This is a genomic window from Acinetobacter sp. ANC 5378 (genome assembly GCF_013004315.1).
GTDB lineage: Bacteria > Pseudomonadota > Gammaproteobacteria > Pseudomonadales > Moraxellaceae > Acinetobacter.
The window spans coordinates 1-18,190 of record NZ_JABERK010000049.1; the positions used below are offsets into that span (position 1 = coordinate 1).

General features: G+C 40.3%; 14 protein-coding genes and 3 pseudogenes. 6 read left to right on the forward strand and 11 right to left on the reverse strand.

Annotation, left to right across the window (positions count from 1 at the left end; genetic code table 11):
- Positions 1-286 precede the first annotated feature (286 nt).
- From ruvB to HLH16_RS10780, 3 genes are all read right to left on the reverse strand, one after another.
- The gene (gene ruvB / locus HLH16_RS10770) at positions 287-1,294 is read right to left on the reverse strand and encodes a Holliday junction branch migration DNA helicase RuvB (RefSeq protein WP_171529330.1); all 1,008 of its coding nucleotides are present in this window, start codon (positions 1,292-1,294) and stop codon (positions 287-289) included.
- Between the two features lie 223 nt (positions 1,295-1,517).
- Entirely contained in the window at positions 1,518-2,120 is a 603-nt protein-coding gene (gene ruvA / locus HLH16_RS10775) for a Holliday junction branch migration protein RuvA (RefSeq protein WP_131291355.1), read from the reverse strand.
- A gap of 122 nt (positions 2,121-2,242) precedes the next feature.
- Complete coding sequence (locus tag HLH16_RS10780; protein WP_171529331.1) at positions 2,243-3,583, reverse strand: deoxyguanosinetriphosphate triphosphohydrolase; 1,341 nt, start codon at positions 3,581-3,583, stop codon at positions 2,243-2,245.
- A gap of 213 nt (positions 3,584-3,796) precedes the next feature.
- On the opposite strand from HLH16_RS10780, the gene HLH16_RS10785 reads away from it, so the two are divergent.
- The 3 genes from HLH16_RS10785 (at position 3,797) to HLH16_RS15870 (ending at position 8,347) form a co-directional block, all read left to right on the forward strand.
- Positions 3,797-3,946, forward strand: a complete 150-nt coding sequence (locus tag HLH16_RS10785; RefSeq protein ID WP_171529332.1) for a hypothetical protein — start codon at positions 3,797-3,799, stop codon at positions 3,944-3,946.
- A 218-nt stretch (positions 3,947-4,164) separates the two neighbouring features.
- Positions 4,165-7,995 carry a phosphoribosylformylglycinamidine synthase gene (purL, locus tag HLH16_RS10790; RefSeq protein ID WP_171529333.1) on the forward strand — a complete coding sequence of 1,277 codons (3,831 nt, stop codon included), beginning with the start codon at positions 4,165-4,167 and terminating at the stop codon, positions 7,993-7,995.
- A 220-nt stretch (positions 7,996-8,215) separates the two neighbouring features.
- Positions 8,216-8,347, forward strand: a complete 132-nt coding sequence (locus HLH16_RS15870; protein ID WP_252151816.1) for a KGW motif small protein — start codon at positions 8,216-8,218, stop codon at positions 8,345-8,347.
- A gap of 155 nt (positions 8,348-8,502) precedes the next feature.
- Here the strand turns inward: HLH16_RS15870 and HLH16_RS10795 are convergent, their stop codons facing one another.
- From HLH16_RS10795 to HLH16_RS10810, 4 genes and pseudogenes are all read right to left on the reverse strand, one after another.
- Complete coding sequence (locus tag HLH16_RS10795) at positions 8,503-9,135, reverse strand: hypothetical protein (RefSeq protein WP_171529334.1); 633 nt, start codon at positions 9,133-9,135, stop codon at positions 8,503-8,505.
- Between the two features lie 143 nt (positions 9,136-9,278).
- Positions 9,279-10,493, reverse strand: a pseudogene (locus HLH16_RS10800) (acyl-CoA dehydrogenase domain-containing protein); the annotation flags it as partial.
- A 5-nt stretch (positions 10,494-10,498) separates the two neighbouring features.
- A complete protein-coding gene (locus HLH16_RS10805) occupies positions 10,499-11,200 on the reverse strand; it encodes an IS1 family transposase (protein ID WP_171529335.1) in 702 nt (233 codons plus the stop codon).
- 58 nt (positions 11,201-11,258) lie between these two features.
- A pseudogene (locus HLH16_RS10810) lies at positions 11,259-12,578 on the reverse strand (acyl-CoA dehydrogenase); the annotation flags it as partial.
- A gap of 374 nt (positions 12,579-12,952) precedes the next feature.
- Between HLH16_RS10810 and HLH16_RS10815 the strand changes: the two are divergent.
- Positions 12,953-13,267 (forward strand): YqfO family protein, encoded by a 315-nt coding sequence (locus HLH16_RS10815; RefSeq protein WP_171529336.1) that lies wholly within the window; start codon positions 12,953-12,955, stop codon positions 13,265-13,267.
- A 147-nt stretch (positions 13,268-13,414) separates the two neighbouring features.
- Here HLH16_RS10815 and HLH16_RS16005 read toward each other — a convergent pair.
- The 4 genes and pseudogenes from HLH16_RS16005 to HLH16_RS10830 all read right to left on the reverse strand — a co-directional run bounded on the left by HLH16_RS16005 (position 13,415) and on the right by HLH16_RS10830 (position 16,665).
- Positions 13,415-14,004: pseudogene (locus HLH16_RS16005) on the reverse strand (hypothetical protein).
- Between the two features lie 190 nt (positions 14,005-14,194).
- A complete protein-coding gene (locus tag HLH16_RS10820) occupies positions 14,195-14,809 on the reverse strand; it encodes a hypothetical protein (protein WP_171529337.1) in 615 nt (204 codons plus the stop codon).
- A 181-nt stretch (positions 14,810-14,990) separates the two neighbouring features.
- Positions 14,991-15,758, reverse strand: a complete 768-nt coding sequence (locus HLH16_RS10825; RefSeq protein WP_171529338.1) for a nitroreductase family protein — start codon at positions 15,756-15,758, stop codon at positions 14,991-14,993.
- A 106-nt stretch (positions 15,759-15,864) separates the two neighbouring features.
- A complete protein-coding gene (locus HLH16_RS10830; protein WP_171529339.1) occupies positions 15,865-16,665 on the reverse strand; it encodes an enoyl-CoA hydratase in 801 nt (266 codons plus the stop codon).
- Positions 16,666-16,769: 104 nt separating this feature from the next.
- Here HLH16_RS10830 and HLH16_RS10835 point away from each other — a divergent pair, with 104 nt between their 5' ends.
- Both HLH16_RS10835 and HLH16_RS10840 read left to right on the forward strand, forming a co-directional pair.
- Positions 16,770-17,345 (forward strand): nicotinate-nicotinamide nucleotide adenylyltransferase, encoded by a 576-nt coding sequence (locus HLH16_RS10835; RefSeq protein WP_171529340.1) that lies wholly within the window; start codon positions 16,770-16,772, stop codon positions 17,343-17,345.
- Between the two features lie 50 nt (positions 17,346-17,395).
- Positions 17,396-17,965 (forward strand): YceI family protein, encoded by a 570-nt coding sequence (locus tag HLH16_RS10840; RefSeq protein WP_171529341.1) that lies wholly within the window; start codon positions 17,396-17,398, stop codon positions 17,963-17,965.
- The last annotated feature ends 225 nt before the right edge of the window (positions 17,966-18,190 follow it).

Consider the following 18,190-nt stretch of genomic DNA (forward strand, 5'->3'; position numbering starts at 1 on the left):
GTTGGGTGTATTGCTTCATTGTGTGCTTTCCAATTGCGAGTTGAAAAAGTCTAATGATTCTAATACACCTAACTTTTTCAACTAAATACAAATGTGTCGCACTTGGTATTTGAATCCGCGAATTCTTTGAAAATGGAAATACTTGATTTACAGAAAAAATATATAAAAATAGAAGTCTTATCTATAGAAGTGGAAGAAATTTATGGAAAAAATTTACTGGTATTTTCGGAAATAAATAAGTTACTGCAAAATGAAAATAATAAAAGCAGCCTAGGCTGCTTTTTTATCACTTCTCTTTCGGCTCTGGCGGAGTCATCCCAAACTGCAAATACGCCATATTGGTGGCAATACGGCCTCGTGCAGTACGCATGGTATAGCCTTGCTGAATCAGATACGGTTCAATCACATCTTCTAATGTACCCGAATCTTCAGCCATCGCGGCTGCCAAGGCTTCCACACCGGCAGGACCACCATCAAATCGTTCTAACAACATGCTCAAGTAACGACGGTCTAAAGTGTCCAAACCATCTTTATCGACTTTCAACATATCCAGCGCACGTTGCGCCATATCCTGATTAACTTCACCTGTGCCTTTGACTTGAGCATAGTCACGTACACGACGTAGTAAACGGTTGGCAATACGCGGTGTACCACGTGCACGACGGGCAATTTCTTTTGCACCATCAGCAGTCATGGGAACATCCATTAACGATGCTGAGCGTGACACAATATGAGTCAGGTCAGCCACTGAATAAAACTCTAAGCGCTGCACAATACCAAAACGGTCACGCAGTGGAGAGGTCAGTAAGCCTGCACGCGTCGTTGCAGCCACTAAGGTAAATGGCGGTAAATCCAGTTTAATCGAACGTGCACCCGGTCCTTCACCAATCATGATATCGAGTTGGTAATCTTCCATTGCCGGATACAGAATTTCTTCAATCACTGGTGAAAGACGGTGGATTTCATCAATAAATAAAACATCACCTTCTTCAAGATTGGTCAGCATGGCTGCCAAATCGCCGGCACGTTCCAGTACAGGACCTGAAGTGGATTTTAAATTACCGCCCATTTCTCGCGCGATAATATTGGCCAGCGTGGTTTTACCTAAACCCGGTGGACCAAAAATTAAAGTGTGATCGAGTGCTTCACCACGACCACGTGCTGCGCCAATAAAGATCTCCATTTGCTCGCGTACCACCGGCTGACCAACATAGTCATCCAGTGAAGTCGGGCGAATGGCACGATCAAAATGATCTTCGGGTTTTTCAGAACCACTGATGAGACGGTCTTGCATATTTGTTGAATCTATCCCTAAATGGTTGATTTGAGCTGGATAAATTCACAGCCTCAAAAAATCTCTCGAACTCATTTTGCCTTTGCGTAGGCAGTATTTACTTTTGAAAGATAAAAAGTAACAAAAATCTTTTGTTGGATTGAGGATATATCCCAATCCAACTCGGCGACATCCATGTCGCCAATCGTGTATCTAAAATTTGAATGAGTAAATTAACTACAAGTTATTTATTCATCGATTTTAATGCAGCACGGATAATATCACCGGCTTCGGTGTAATCACCTTTCACAGCATTAATCAGTTTTTGAGCTTCTAAAGGTTTATAACCTAGTGATTGTAAAGCTGCTTCTGCTTCAGCAACCGCTGAATTCCCCATAAACTGAATTTGTGGCGCTGTTGAATTGGTCGGAACATTGCCTGAAGACATGGCTTTAAAGCGATCCCGTAGTTCAATCATGAGACGTTCAGCAGTCTTTTTACCGACACCCGGAACTTTAACCAGTGTATTCAGGTCTTCATTTTCAACGGTGTGAATGAGTAAGTCGATGCTTAAAGTCGATAAAATACCGAGCGCCATTTTAGGACCAACGCCGTTGACTTTCAGAAGTGTACGGAAAATGGTTTTCTCTTGTGCATCTAAAAAGCCATAAAGCAATTGTGCATCTTCACGTACGGTTAAATGCGTCCATAGCGTTACTTTTTGTCCTTTGTGTAATTGGCAAAATGTAGAAAGTGGGGTATCCACTTCATAGCCCACGCCATTTACATTTAACAGTACTGTCGGTGCTTCTAAAGCAAATACTTCACCAATGAGACATCCAATCATTTTGATTTTTTCACTTATCTATCGTTCGTTGCATAGTAGTGAGCATTTGCACGAAAGGCAAAATGCGCACGCATATTTATTTAAATTTTGCAGAAAGTTTCGCCTGAATATCTGCAAAATCTTTACATCCAGCCGGCTTTGTTGCCTTGTAACTCTTGCGATAGGTTATAGGCCTGATGGTCTGAAAATTTAGAAATAATATCCAAGACCTGCATAATATTTTCATAGTGATTACTCTCAAAATAGACTCCAGCACGTTGCAGCATGGACATCAATCGCTGTTCCTTAAAACTTAAAGTTTTATGCGGCGTGGTCAAAGGAATAAAGGCATCCAAAATATTTTGCAAACTTTGATGGGCAATAATTTCCAAACCGGCTTTTTGCGGATGTTCAAAAATTTTGTCACGTGCCAAGTTCTTCGCTCGGTCAATGCCACGTTCAATATCCTCAGAACAATATTGCAATAAGCTGCCTTTAAGCTGACCACTCAAAATTTCCAGATGATGTTTGGCAAATGCGGTAGTGACTTCATCTACCAAGCGTTTCATCACTCGTCCCCTTAAGGCAGCAATCTTTTGTTGCCAAGTGGTGTGCAACATGGCCAATTCTTCAGGAATGCCATAATCACCAATTAAGTTCAGGAAAATAGGCTCCACTTCTTCATAAGAGAGCATGTTTAAGATAATGCCATCTTCAAGATCAATCAGGGCATAACAGGTGTCATCTGCTGCCTCTAATAAATAGGTCAGTGGATGACGGCAATAGTGATATTCACCCAGCTGAATTAAACCGAGCTGCTCGGCAATTTGCTTCAAAATCTCTTTTTCGGATTGATAACAACCAAACTTTGCACGTTGACTGGCAGGGCGGTCTCCTTGTGAGGCAATGGTTTTGGACAGCCATGGGTACTTTAAGTAAGCCCCTAAGGTTGCGTAAGTTAAGCGCATGCCACCATCATTAGGATGATAGTCAATTTTGGTTAGTAAGCGTAAACCTTGGGCATTGCCTTCAAACTGGCGTACATCGGCTTGTTCTTCAGGGGTGAGTTTTTCTAAAAAGTTGCCATGTGAAGCATCATCAAACCATTCGCGAATGGCATATTCACCGGCATGTCCAAAAGGTGGATTGCCAATATCATGGGCTAAACACGCTGCCTGAATGATCGCCCCGACATCGGCAGGAGAAATCCACACTGGCAGTTGATCTTTAATTTTTTCAGCCGCAAGCATGCCGAGTGAACGACCAATACAGGATACTTCCAGCGAATGGGTTAAACGGGTATGAATACCGTCGTGCTGTGTCAGCGGATGAACTTGGGTTTTACGGTTGAGTTGACGAAAACTTTGCGAGAAAATAATGCGGTCATAATCTTTATGAAAGGGGCTACGTGCCTGTTCTGTACTTTGTTTTTTGCTACCAATACGAACTGTCGAAAGTAGTTCTAACCAACGCATTTGTTCCATTTATCATTATTCAGTGATGACCTGAAATCATCATGCCAAAAAAAAGCCGAACAGACTAGAGTGGTGCGACATGATTTGTCTTGTGAATAGAGAACATAAACGGTCAGGGGATGCTTCGTGTTTCCTGAATGTTTTTAAATCGCATTGATCATGCTGGTTCAAACTCTGAGAATAATGCGGACTTAGACTTCTATTATTCTATTTAATGAACAAATGAAAGATGATGTGCTTGAGTTTTCGCTGTGTTATTTCAGTGCTGGTGATAGTCTTGATCAGGTTGATCCGCAATCACTTAAAATTGTAGCAGAGGCAGAGGTTCATCTGCTGAAAACCCTTGCTAGGCAATCACTCTACGAATTGTAAATAACATTTAGAAACAAGATGCTAAAGAATTCGATAGAGATAAAATTCAAAATTTTTAACTGAAAATTAAAGTATTCTTCATTATTCTTACATGAATAGATGCCACATTCGTGAATTTCTATCTAGCTGATTTTGCCAATACACAGTAGAATATGCGCTCTCTCTAAGTCACATTGGCGGTATGGTCCAAAAGACCTGCCCGTGGAGCCAAAATCAGCATGTTTATCGTGGCCGGTGCACCAGCACACTCTTCTTTTAAGAAAACTCAACTCTTAAACCGTTTAGCGTCAATGAGTTCTGTTCAATCAATTGAAAGTCAATGGATTTATCTGTTTGATCAAGCGCTCAACGAGCAGCAGCATCAATCTGCATTACAACTATTAAATGACGGTGCGTCTTTTGAAGTTCGCCAAGCAGCAAGTGATGAAATTCAAGTTCTTGTAACACCGCGTTTAGGGACAATCTCTCCGTGGTCTTCTAAAGCGACTGATATTTTTGCCAATTGTAATACCCCGATACACCGCCTTGAACGCGGTGTTTTGTTTACTTTAAAGGGTATTTCTGAAATATCGAATGAAGTGAAACTGGCATTGCATGACCGCATGACTGAAAGCGTTTTCAGTCAAATTGATGATGCCGTTGCTTTATTTAACGAGACTGAACCAAAACCTTTAAATAGCATTGATATTTTAGGTCAAGGTAAAGAAGCACTGGTTAAAGCCAACTCTGAATTTGGTTTTGCATTGTCTGATGAAGAAATCGACTACTTAACTGCAGCATTTACCAAGATGGGTCGTAACCCACATGACATCGAGCTGATGATGTTTGCTCAAGCAAACTCTGAGCATTGCCGTCATAAAATCTTCGGTTCAGAATGGACAATTGATGGTGAAAAACAACCATTGTCATTGTTCCAGATGATTAAAAATACCTATAAAGAATCTCCTGCAGATGTATTGTCAGCATATAAAGACAATGCCTCTGTAATCGTGGGTTATGACACACAACGTTTCTATCCAAAACCGGATGAAAACGGTCACCACGTTTATAAATACAAGAGCCAGGCTGCTCATATTCTCATGAAAGTGGAAACCCATAACCATCCAACAGCGATTGCACCATTTGCCGGTGCAGCGACAGGTTCAGGTGGTGAAATTCGTGATGAAGGCGCAACAGGTCGTGGCGGTAAACCAAAAGCGGGTTTAACAGGTTTCACCGTGTCTAACTTGAATATTCCTGGGTTTGAACAACCTTGGGAAGACAACTACGGCAAACCATCGCGTATGGCATCTCCACTCCAGATCATGATTGATGGTCCTTTAGGTGGCGCTGCGTTTAATAACGAATTTGGTCGTCCTGCCTTAAATGGTTACTTCCGTACTTTCGAACAAAACGTCAATGGCGATGTAAAAGGTTTCCACAAACCCATTATGATTGCCGGCGGTTACGGTAACATCCGTCCTGACCATGTAGAAAAAGATCCAATTCAACCGGGCGACTTGTTGATCGTGCTGGGTGGTCCTGCAATGCTGATCGGCTTAGGCGGTGGCGCAGCATCTTCTGTAGATAGCGGTAAACTCGGTGAAAACCTCGATTTCGCATCTGTACAACGTGAAAACCCAGAAATGGAACGCCGTTGCCAAGAAGTGATTGATACTTGCTGGCGCTTTGAAGATAACAACCCAATCGTATCTGTACATGACGTAGGTGCAGGCGGTGTATCGAATGCCATGCCTGAACTCGTGAACGATCACGAACTTGGTGCAGTCTTGAATCTTCGTAAGATTCCTTCATTAGAGCCAGGCATGTCTCCAATGGAAATCTGGTCAAATGAAGCGCAAGAACGTTATGTATTGGCGATTCGTCCATCTTCATTAGAACTCTTTGAATCGATCTGTGCCCGTGAACGCTGTCCGTTTGCCGTGTTGGGTGAAGCGACTGAAGCACGTCACTTGACAGTTGAAGATCCATTGTTTGGTAACAAAGCCGTGGATATGCCAATGCAAGTCATGCTGGGTGGTACACCTCGCATGAGCCGTTCATATGAAACCATTGAACGTAAAGGCGATGACTTCACTGCTGCAAATGTTGATCTAAAAGATGCGATCTTCCGAGTTCTGAAAAACCCAACCGTTGCGTCTAAATCGTTCCTGATCACCATTGGTGACCGTTCGATTACCGGTATGGTTGCACGTGACCAAATGGTGGGTCGTTGGCAAGTTCCTGTAGCGGATGCTGCAGTGACCACTACAAGCCTTGTAGGTTATACAGGTGAAGCAATGGCGATGGGTGAGCGTCCTCCTGTTGCATTGCTCAATCCTGCGGCTTCTGCACGTTTGGCTGTGGCTGAATCGATTTCAAACATCATGTGTGCCAACATCGAACAGATCAGCGATATTAAATTGTCTGCGAACTGGATGGCGGCTGCCGGTCAAAAAGGCGAAGACCAAGCGCTATTTGAAGGTGTTAAAGCCATTGGTATGGAAATGTGTCCAGCCTTGGGTATCGCGATTCCAGTGGGTAAAGACTCATTGTCTATGCGTACTACCTGGAACGACGAAGGCGAAGACAAAGCAGTCACTTCACCAATGACAGGTGTGATTACAGCATTTGCACCCGTCGGTGATGTGCGTAAAACATTAACACCTGAATTGAAAGATGAAGATTCAGTATTGGTTCGCATTGACTTGTCTAAAGGTCAGTTCCGTTTAGGCGGTTCGATCTTGGCTCAGGTTTACAAAGCCATTGGTTCTGTAACGCCTGACGTAGACAGCTTCGATGACTTCAAAGCATTCTTCGCTTTAGTACAAGACTGGAACAACCGTGGCTTAGTGAAGGCTTACCATGACATTGGTGATGGTGGTTTACTTGCGACTGTTGCAGAGATGATGTTTGCTTCACGTTTAGGTGTAGCACTTGAAGATCAATCGACTGAAGCTTTATTTGCTGAAGAAATTGGTGCGGTACTTCAAATCGCAGCAAGCGATTGGGAAGCACTACAAGCTGAAGTTGCTGAATCAGTATTGAAAGATGCAATTAGCGTTGTTGGTCGTGTAAACAACACGGATCAATTGTCTATCAATGGTTTAGTCCTTGAACGTGCTGACTTGCAAGTGGCTTGGACTGAAGTGTCTCACCAAATCCAACGCCTGCGTGACAACGTGGAAACTGCGGATTCTGAGTTTGCTTTAATCACAGACAAGAATCACAAAGGCATCATTGCACAGCCGACATTTGACTTGAATGAACCAGTTGAAGCGCCGTTTATTAATTCACGTCGTCCAAATATGGTGATCTTGCGTGAACAAGGTGTAAATGGTCATATTGAAATGGCTGCGGCATTCGACAAAGTTGGTTTCAACACTGTCGATGTTCACATGAGTGATTTGATTGCGGGTCGTATTAGCCTGGATGACTTTGAAGGTCTGGTGACTTGTGGTGGTTTCTCTTATGGTGACGTCATGGGTGCAGGTGGTGGTTGGGCTAAATCGGTTCTATTCAACCCTAAACTTCGTGATCAATTTGAGAAATTCTTTAATCGTCAAGAAACCTTCTCATTGGGTATCTGTAACGGTTGTCAAATGTTGTCGCAATTGGCTCCGCTGATTCCGGGTGCTGAAGCTTGGCCACGTTTCCACCGCAACACTTCTGAAGTTTTTGAAGCGCGTGCGGTTAACGTACGTGTAGAAAAATCTCACTCGATCCTGTTAGATGGTATGGAAGGTTCGATTTTACCAATCGCAGTTGCGCATGGTGAAGGTCGTGTTGTTGCAACTGAAGACAAAATTGCTGCATTAAATGCAGGTAATCAAGTCAGCCTACGTTATGTAGACAGCTTCGGTAATCCTACACAGCAATATCCATTGAACCCGAACGGTTCACCGGAAGCGATTACTGGTGTGACGTCTATGGACGGTCGTGCAACGATTATGATGCCGCACCCTGAACGTAACTTCCGTGCAGTTCAGCATTCTTGGAAACCTGAAGAATGGACTGAAGATGGTGCATGGTTACGCATGTTCCGCAATGCACGTAAGTTCATTGGTTAATTCTGAAGTGTTTTGAAAAAAGCCACCTTCGGGTGGCTTTTTTATTTTGTATATATTTTTTATTTAATTTTATTTCTCCCGCTGGACTTGGTTTGGATTTTGCTTTTATATTGGAGTGAAACAATATTTGTGTGTTTTATGCACAATGATGATGCAATATAGAGGAAAGATGCTTCACTAAATATAAGTTCAGGATTGAATCTCTAAGTGAGGTGACACAATGCTAAAAACTGTGACATATACAAATGTTGATAAAGCGACTTTACGTAAGAAAGGCTGGATGTTTTTTATGGCAGTCGTTGGGTTGCAAATGTTGTTCTTGATCGGTAGCTATTTGCTTCAAAATTCTTAAATTGAAAAAGCCACCGTGAGGTGGTTTTTTTGTGCTGTATATTTTGATTCTTTTACTTTTAAAGCATTAAAAGTAACAAAAATGCTTTGTTTGGTAGAGGATACGTCCTTATATCCCTACCAAACGTGCGACATCCATGTCGCTAGTCATGTGATTTAGTCTTTGAAAATGTTTTTGTAAAAATAATAAAAACTATCTGTTCTTTTAAATCGAGCAATTTGAGTAGCTCCAGGATAAAGAGGAGAGGATACTTCCTTTAAAAAACCAAAACTAACCAATTCCATATTGGGATTAGAAATATCAAACTCGAATTCTTGATCTTCGTTATTAGTTTTTAGAAAATAAAGTTCCTGTAAAAGGTTTATAAGATGATTATTTAGCTTAGTAACTATATAAGTATATTGATCAAATTGTTGCTTTGAAATTATTTGATCCTTAAATAGTTTCGTGGAACGAGCAATCATCTTAGCTTGCTTTTCTAAATAAGTTTGGTCAAGAATTCCTAGAATTTCGAAACCTAATTCAGTGTTGTTTTTATCTTTAAAGAATTTTTCTATAAAGCTTCGATCAGTATTTTGAGTTTCTTGAATAAAAGCTAATAACTGGCGTTGATCTTTTGCTGTTTTATAGTTCGATATTGCCTTTGTTAATGCGAGGGCCATTGAAGCCAAAGGAACTGATTTAGCTAAATCTTCAACAAATGTTGTTGCTGATTTAAAAATTAACTCATCAGCAATATTTTCTGCAGTTGATAAGGCTATTTCATTAATATTTTGTTTATTAGACACAGCTCATCTTTCTTCTAGGTAATTATGACTGAAAAGATCATAACTAAACTTCGGTAAAGTTTAAATAATCAGATTCAGTAACTTACTAGAATTGTAACTATAAAAAAACGGCCTCAACAAGCCGTTTTTTATTTCTAAGATTTTTATGGTGCTAACGGTTCTTGCTGTTTTGGATCAGGCATAGGTGCGGATTCTTCCTCATTATTATAAGGATTTTCTAGTTCCAAAGCTTGATCAAGCTCAGAATCAAAAACATCGGTCAGCATACTGTCGTAACGTTTTGCATTATAGGTCAGTAGACTGGATGCTTCCTGTTGAGTGATAAAACCTGTTTCTACCGCATCCCTAATACGTTCATCAAAAGTTAAACCTTTAAACTGACCTTTCGATTCGGCTTTCTTGAACTTGTCCCAAAGCGGCTCTAACTCAAGTAACATGTTAAAGGTCGATTCCATACGGCCAGTAACATCATCTTCTGCTGTGTTATAGAACACGTGTTTTTTCAGTTCATCGCGGAAAGCATTGTCCTGCATAATGATCTCGCCAGCCTGTTGTTTCAACGCATCGCTTGGTTTATTAACAGGACGACCGAGCGGGAAGCAGATGAATTTCACTAAGCCAGCCGCAATGCCGACAGGGAAGTTATCAAACAGACCATAAAAAGCTTCCTGCACATTAAATAGTGATTTTTCCAAGGCCAGTTTGGCATGAACCTGTTCAGCTTCCGTTTTTTTACCATGTTCATAATATTTAAGAATGGCAGTGCTGATAAACAGGTTGGCATGAATATCTGCCAAGCGACCCGAAAGCATTTCTTTACGTTTAATATCTCCCGCAAGTAAGCCTAAACACATATCTGCAGTTAGTGCAAAGTTAGTACTTAAACGGTTAATCATCTTATAGTAGGGGTGAGTAAAGTCATCTGCACTTTTTGGTGCATCTGATGAGCCACCGATATAGCCATAAGCAAAGGCGCGTGCAGTCCGGTTAAAGGTATAGCCTAAATGTTTGAACAGCATATCGTTAAAGGTATTTAAGGCAGTTTCTTTATCCTTAGCTTGTAGCAGTTGCAATTCCTCAAACAGATAAGGATGACAACGCATCGAACCCTGACCAAAAATCATTAAGGAACGACTGAGGATATTGGCTCCTTCAACGGTAATCGACACGGGAATAGTTTGATAATAAAGTGCTAAAAAGTTGCGTGGTCCCATTTGAATGGCACGACCACCAACTACATCCATCCCGTGATTGACGACGCGGCGCATGGTTTCAGTGGCGTAGTATTTTGCCATTGCGGTCATGACTGCAGGTTTGCCGCCTTGGTTCAAACCACGGTGGTGTTTTAAAAAGTATGCTGGCATTAAATGAACCCATTATTGATGTAAAAGAAGGTTAAATCGAAGGCTTTAAAATGGTTTTCAAGCTTTTTCGAAAAATTACAACTCCTCCTAAACCCACGCCTAATTCGATGTCTTATTTTGCAGTTATTACCTTCAATACCTACAGTAAAAAACTTACCAATCGCTTGCTTATAATTTTTAAAAGCAGTGACAAAACTGTCCCACAGATCACTCGCAATTCGAGTGTATTGAACACCCAATGTTTTAAGTTTAGCCTTAAGTCGTTGGACTGTAGCTAAATCTCTCTTGCCCCAAACATAAGCAACAATCTCACCTGTTTCTCGATGGTAAGCGTAAATAAGCCATTGTTTGTTTTGTTTATTGCCTACAAAAGTCCAAAACTCATCTACTTCAAGAGACTCGTAATAGCTTTGTTTAGGCTGAATCTGATAGGTCGATTGACTTAAAGTGCGTAAAACCTTACCAACACTGATGCACTCAACCTCTGCAATATCTCTTACACCACTACCTCTGACCATTAAGTGTAATATCTTGCTAGTAATACCTGAGTTACACCCTTGATAGCTTAAGGCATGGTCACCAATAAACTGACGTTTACAGTCTTTGCACTGATAGTTTTGCTTCCCATCCACTTTGCAACCATTTTTCTTTATATTGCCACTCAGACAGGTTGGGCATTTGATTTGTAGTGTTATTTGCATTTCCCTATTTTATCAAAATCCAACCTGTTTTTTTCAGCATACTTTTTGAAACACCACCCAAACCACAAGTAACCAAATATCGGAAAGCTTCCAGCATATAGGTATCACTGGCAATAGCACTGGTCGCTTCTTGCACACCTTCAAATTTGCCGACTGAAATCTTGAATTGCTGACGGATCTTGGCAAAGGCACCTACGGTCAAATACGTTACTTCACTTGCAGCGGTCGATAATGCCGGTAAGGAAATACCACGACCGACTGCCAGACATTCCATTAGCATGCGCCAGCCTTTACCAATATTTTCAGCACCACCAATAATCCAGTCCAGTGGAATGAATACATCCTTGCCATCTACTGTTCCGTTCATAAAAGGGGAACCGGGATTGTGCCGTGCTCCCACTTTTACGCCCTCATGACTGGCAGGAATCAAGGCACAGGTAATGCCATATTCCATCTTGTTTGTATCACCCAATAATCCATCTGGATCATACAGTTTAAAAGCCAGACCAATCACGGTTGCAATTGGAGCAAGGGTAATCCAGCGTTTGGAAAAATTCATGCGTAGGCCAAGCACTTGCTGACCTTCAAATTCGCCATAACAGACAACTCCAGTATCCGGAATTGCACCGGCATCGGAACCGGCTTCAGGACTGGTAAGACCAAAACAGGGGGTTTCTTCACCTTTAGCCAAACCAGGTAAATATCGGTTTTTTTGTTCTTCAGTCCCATAATGCAGAAGCAATTCGCCCGGTCCTAAAGAGTTGGGTACCATACAACTCACGGCAGCGGTCAATGAGCGAGAGGCAATTTTGCTCATAATCCGGCTTTGCGCAAATGAACTAAAGGCACGTCCGCCATATTCTTTGGGAATAATCAGACCTAAAAAACCATTTTCACGAATATAAGTCCAGGCTTCAGGCGGCAAGTCTTTATAGTGATGATGAATATTCCAGTCATTTAGCATGCTGCATAACTGCTCGACCTCATGATCTAAAAAAGATTGTTCTTCTGGAGAAAGTGTAGGATAAGGATAGCTTTCAAATTTGGACCAGTCGGGTGCTCCCATAAACAGGTCTTTTTCCCACCAGCTGGTGCCTGCATCCAAAGCTTCGCGCTCAGTGGTGCTCATTGTTGGCATGGCATTCGCCAGAGCCTTATAGGCAGGTTTAGTAATCAATGCCATTCGTAATGAATCAATCATCACAATTAAACTGATGAAGATGAGCGGAATACCAAAAATCAGCGACCATGCGCTAATAAAGGCAGTGACTACTGCAACGATAATGGTGGTAATTGCCCCGGTATTACGGCTCAACCCAAAAAAGAAAACTGCCCAGATTGTAAAAAATTGAATAAGCACACTGATGATGAATAGCATTTATTTTCTCCAGTTGCTTACACCAGATCAAAGTCAGAGAAACAGTAAAGGCTATCTGGAAATAGCAAGATAACTTATTGCACTGTTTTATTAGAATGACTTTGGGTGTAATGAAAATATTGTTGTTAGGATCGAGAGGTGAATTAAAAAACTTCATCTCGAATTTGTAAAATTAAATCTTGTTTTTAAAATAGAGTGTTTTTTGAACAGTGTAAAAGATTGAACTGTAAGAGAAATGTCACGAAAAGTAATAGCTACTTGTAACTATATCTATTTAGATTTTTATTATTTTTGAATAAGTAATAAATCATACAGAGAGATGCGTGCGTATGTAGTATTACTATAACAATCAATGAATTTAGAGAAATACCGGAATGCTTAAATTAATCTACTACGTTCCCGAATCTCATCTGGAATCAACCAAACTCGCTGTATTTGAAGCAGGTGCGGGGGGGATAGGTAACTATGAGCATTGTGCCTGGCAGGTTTTGGGTACAGGCCAGTTTAAACCAGTGAAAGGGGCCAATCCGTTTATTGGAGAAGTCGGAGAACTTGAAAATGTTGAGGAGTGGCGTGTAGAAACCATTGTTCCTGAAGATCAAGCATCCAATGTGGCAAAAGCGCTTAGGGCCAGCCATCCTTATGAAGAGCCAGCGTTTGAGTTTATACAGATGGTAGATATTAAGTAATTATGCTTAATTTAATGAGTTTGATCATTATAAACTCTTGTCTTAGATATAAAGGTTAATGCTGTCCCGTAATGAGTTTTGATCCAGTTAAGATAATTTATGATTTGAATAATTTCATTATCTCTAGCCGCACTACCTACTAGAAGTTTAATTCCAGAATTTTTGATATTTTGAGACCCAGTACAATTTGGTTTTTATATCGTAGCTACCATCGGGATGAAGAGAAATGAGATAATGGATCTCTTTGCCTCGACTACGACTACCTTTACCTTCAGGAACTTGATATTTATATTTTTTCACCTCTTTAGACGGGGTAATTACAATCTGTTTCCATGCACTAGAGGGGAGTTTGTCGATAGCAGATTCAATATTTTTCTTAAGAATGGTTGAATTGTATTTAAGAGCATTTTCGTCCTTACCTAGAAATGCATCTTTTGTAATACCATAAGGGGTTACTCTATCACCAGTAATTATGACTTTTTTTCCTTTCAGTTCAGGTATTTTTTGTTGCTCTTCATAAGTTAACCACGGTGCATATTCAATAATAATTTGTTCAGGGACGTAACCATCCGGGGATACTTTGCAAGTGTTATCTGTATTAAATATTTAGTTTTTCTTTTTACAGGCATATTTCCATCGCTATCATAAAAATTACCACACAATGGCCAGTTGTTTTTAAAAACAAAGTTATGCTCAAAGTCGGAAGGTCCTACGACAAAAGTGATACTATTCTTCATAAGGGGCGCCGTTGCTTGACAGCCACTTAGAATAAATAAACTACTCATTATTAATATTTTTTTCATTTTTCTTTTAATCCAACTTACTGCTTTTTAAAGATAAGTGCTGTTTTTAATTGGCTTTGATTCGGTTGAAGTCGTGTGTAATTTAGATAGCTTCATCTGTTGTGGTCGCATTACCTATAGAAGTTTAATTCCAGAATTTGTGATATTTTGAGACCCAGTACAATTTGGTTTTTATGTCGTAGCTACCATCGGGATTCGGGGAAATGAGGTAATGAATCTCTTTACCGCGGCTACGGTTGCCTTTACCTTCAGGGACTTGATACTTGTATTTTTTCACCTCTTTAGGCGGGGTAAGTACAATCTGTTTCCATGCTGTGGCTGGGATTTTTTCTATAAGTTCTTGTTGTTTTCTATTCCATATTTCAAGTTCATTTTTCTCTTTTTCTGTAGCAAAGCCTAGTACTATGTCACTTAAGGCCTTTTGAGGATACTCTCCTAATGTTTTTTGTACTTGTTCCATTGTCAACCAAGGCGCATATTCAATAATAATTTGTTTAGGCACATAACCTTCAGGAGAAACCTTACAGCGACTATAGGTTGTAATATATTTTTGCTTTTTTATCGCATCTGGTGTGCCCGATAAATTGCCACATTCAGGCCAGTTGTTTTTGTAAACAACGTCCTGTCCTTTTAAGTGATCATTTATCTGAAATGATATGGAATTTTTCATTGGTATAACTGAACAACCTGATAAAACTATAGTAATAACTAAGTTCACTAACAGTATTAATTTTTTCATTTTTCTTTTAATCCAACTTCCTGCTTTAAAGGTAAGTGCTGTTTTGTAATTGGCTTTGATTCGGTTGAGATCTATCTCCCATTACAGACCTTAGCAAATAAAGAGTAAATTACGTGACATCCATGTCACAACATATCTATCAGATTAAGGTATTTAATTTCTATAAATACAAATCTTAAACTTAAACCTTCTGAACAAACAACTCACGCTCAAAACGATACTGCGGGAAGAACACGCCATCTACTGCACGTTCACCTGCACCAATTACCATCACCGGATATTGCTGATCATTCAGGTTTAGAATTTTACGCACCATAGGTTCGTCAAAACCTTCCATCATACAGCTGTCAAAACCATAAGCGCGTAAAGCCAAAACCAGATTTTCACAAGCCAGTGCTGTGGTCTTAGTTGCCCATAGTTTCGCATCTGCAGGGTTGAATGCAGTAACAGGTAATTGTTTATCTAAGGTACGTGCAACTTTGAAAGCTACTTTTTTAAAGTTGCCAATAGCATTGAAGTAACCGGTTTTATAGTTATATGGAATAAAGCGGTAGTACTGCTTTAGTGCTTTTGGCGCTTCAGGAAATGGGAAGTCACTGATATTCTTTTTCGCCATTTCATCAATACGGTCAGTACGCGCGATACAAACAATCAGCTCCGAAGCTGTTTTTGCTGCCAATTGACTTAAACAGGCTTTGACCAGCTGTTTCTTTTTGGCAGGGTTTTGGACCACATAAAAGGTCCATGGCTGTAAATTGGATGAGTTTGGTGCAAGCAAGGCAAGGTCTAAACAATCATCCAGTACTTCGGCAGGAATGGGTTTTTTAGTGAATTTACGTACAGAACGACGGCTTTGCACGACTTTTTTAAAGTTTTCGACATCAATATCTGTCGGGGCTGGCTCAAAATAACGTTGCTTTTCAGTTTTGGTTTTGTTTGAATCGGTCATCTCTATTCACTCAGATTTTAAAGCTTGAAATTTAGATCTATTAAAACGCATAAAACCACTGAACAATGTCACTATTCAGTGGTTTTTTTATTTAATGATAAAAAAATTAATTAAATTGTGCAAAATCTGGCTTACGCTTTTGCATAAATGCAGCCACTGCTTCAGCCATCTCTGGCGAAGACACACGCTTCATAAAGATTTCAGCTTCATCATCTACACAGTCGAGAATTTCCTGCAAGTTATGTTTCATTAAAGCTTTGGTTTGCTTAATTGAAGCCAATGGAAGCGCTGCCAAAGTTTGCGCTTGTTTCAATGCAGTCGCATACACATCTTTTTCAATACTATTCACCAAACCAGCACTGAGGGCTTTTTCACTGTTAAATTTCTGCGCCGTGAATAGCAGCTCGGCGGCTTTGTGGTAACCGGCTTGCTGAATAAGCAGCTTGCTCGAAGCACCTTCAGGAGATAGACCCAAACTCACAAATGGAATCTGGAATAGGGCAGTGTTGTCGCTATAAACCAAATCACAGTGTAAAAGTATAGTAACCCCAATACCAATGGCTACACCGCGAACCGCGGCAATTAAAGGTTTAGAAAATTTCGCAGCAGATTTTAATACTACAAATGGAGGTGCATCTCCAGCTTTCCCGGCAAGTGGAGTTTGAATAAACTTCATGAAGTCCAGCATGTCATTACCCGCGCTGAAGTCAGCATCGGCACCACGTAAAATCACTACACGGACATCTTTATTTTGATCAGCTTCATCCAGAGCTTTGGCAATCCAGAGGTATAATTCGCCATATAATGCATTTTTTGCTTTTGGTCGATTAATGGCTAAGGTCAGTACGCCATTTTCCAAATTCGCATCCAAATGTTCATGAGGTTGTTGAATACAGCTCAGTGTCATCGTACTATCCTTGCTTTAAAACTTAATTTGATTTTATGAGGTTTATTATGTCGCATATTTATTTAGGCGGCACAACTCACGAGTCATCAAAAATTTGATCTGTTATGAACTATACATTTGATTATCTGGTTTTCATTGGTCGCTTTCAGCCTTTTCATCTGGCACATATGCAAACGATTAAAATTGCATTAGAGCAAAGTCAGAATGTGATTTTGGCATTGGGTTCTGCGCAAAATGAACGCAATATTAAAAATCCGTTTAGTGCTTCTGAACGTGAACAGATGATTTTGTCCAACTTTTCAGCAGCAGACCAAAAGCGAATCAAGTTTGTTCATGTGGTTGATGTGTATAATGATGAAAAATGGCAAAAACTGGTGAAATCCCTTGTGTCAGAAGTGGTAGAGCCAGAAGCTAAAGTGGGTTTAATTGGTCATTTTAAGGATGAATCTTCATACTATCTGCAACTTTTTCCAGAGTGGGAGATGGTGGAACTTGCTAGCCTGGTTGGGGCAATTTCAGCGACCCCGCTGCGTGAAGCGTATTATCGTGGTGAAATTATCGAATCTGCTTTTCCACTGGGCACCAGTGAGTTTTTACACAAATTTCAGAACACGTCTACTTATCAACAATTGCAGCACAAATACCTGACACAAGATAAAACCAATCTTGAAAAATCTTAGTAAGCTTTTAAGTCGGAGCAAGAAATTGCAACGACCTAGGAGTGGATCAGATGAATATCCAAACCACGTTGAAAAGTGTCTTTATTACTGGTGCAATTAATTTGAGTCTCGTTGCGGATGTAAATGCACAGGAATGGACATTTACTCCACAAACTTATGTGGGATTTGATGTGAAGTCGATGGGTTTTTCTATCGTAAAAGGGAAATTTGAGCAGGTTCAGTCCAGTATGAGTTTTGATTCAGCAGCACCACAAAATGCCTCAGCCCAGTTTGTCATGGACGTAAACAGCGTAAGCTTGAGCATGCCTTCACTGAGAGATATGATCTTGGGAGAGGATTTATTTTATGTAGAAAAATACCCCACTGCGACTTTTAACAGTCATGAATTTATAGCTTTAGGCGATAATCACTACAGTATAAAAGGGGATTTGACCTTGCGCGGTATCACCAAGCCGGTAACCCTTGATACAGTTTTAAAACCCAATACAGCCAATCCACAACTTTTAGATGTTGAATCTAAAGCGGTGGTGAATCGCAGTGATTTTGGAATGAAAAAAGCATTCGGTGGTATAGGAGAAAAAGTGAATATTGAGGTAGATGGACAATGGGAAACAAGATAGTTCATGTATTTAAAAAACTGGCTTAAGATCTCTTTTAATTTCCGGTTTTTTACGTTTTTGCGTAAATTTTTATTCTTATAACGATAAACGCGACTAACACTATAGAGGTGGTCCCACATGTTTGAACAACTAAAAGCTTATTTATAAGTGATACTCTGCTCTAGTTAAGCTACCTTATTTTGTTGTGGTAGCTGGTCATAGTAAAACTCATCTGGAGTCATTTTG

Excerpts from the sequence above, each read along its gene's own strand:
- ruvB (WP_171529330.1), bottom strand. The coding sequence starts at position 1,294 with ATGCAAGACCGTCTCATCAGTGGTTCTGAAAAACCCGAAGATCATTTT.
- ruvA (WP_131291355.1), bottom strand. The coding sequence starts at position 2,120 with ATGATTGGATGTCTCATTGGTGAAGTATTTGCTTTAGAAGCACCGACA.
- HLH16_RS10780 (WP_171529331.1), bottom strand. The coding sequence starts at position 3,583 with ATGGAACAAATGCGTTGGTTAGAACTACTTTCGACAGTTCGTATTGGT.
- HLH16_RS10785 (WP_171529332.1), top strand. The coding sequence starts at position 3,797 with ATGAAAGATGATGTGCTTGAGTTTTCGCTGTGTTATTTCAGTGCTGGT.
- purL (WP_171529333.1), top strand. The coding sequence starts at position 4,165 with ATGTTTATCGTGGCCGGTGCACCAGCACACTCTTCTTTTAAGAAAACT.
- HLH16_RS15870 (WP_252151816.1), top strand. The coding sequence starts at position 8,216 with ATGCTAAAAACTGTGACATATACAAATGTTGATAAAGCGACTTTACGT.
- HLH16_RS10805 (WP_171529335.1), bottom strand. The coding sequence starts at position 11,200 with ATGCAAATAACACTACAAATCAAATGCCCAACCTGTCTGAGTGGCAAT.
- HLH16_RS10815 (WP_171529336.1), top strand. The coding sequence starts at position 12,953 with ATGCTTAAATTAATCTACTACGTTCCCGAATCTCATCTGGAATCAACC.
- HLH16_RS10820 (WP_171529337.1), bottom strand. The coding sequence starts at position 14,809 with ATGAAAAAATTAATACTGTTAGTGAACTTAGTTATTACTATAGTTTTA.
- HLH16_RS10825 (WP_171529338.1), bottom strand. The coding sequence starts at position 15,758 with ATGACCGATTCAAACAAAACCAAAACTGAAAAGCAACGTTATTTTGAG.
- HLH16_RS10830 (WP_171529339.1), bottom strand. The coding sequence starts at position 16,665 with ATGACACTGAGCTGTATTCAACAACCTCATGAACATTTGGATGCGAAT.
- HLH16_RS10835 (WP_171529340.1), top strand. The coding sequence starts at position 16,770 with ATGAACTATACATTTGATTATCTGGTTTTCATTGGTCGCTTTCAGCCT.
- HLH16_RS10840 (WP_171529341.1), top strand. The coding sequence starts at position 17,396 with ATGAATATCCAAACCACGTTGAAAAGTGTCTTTATTACTGGTGCAATT.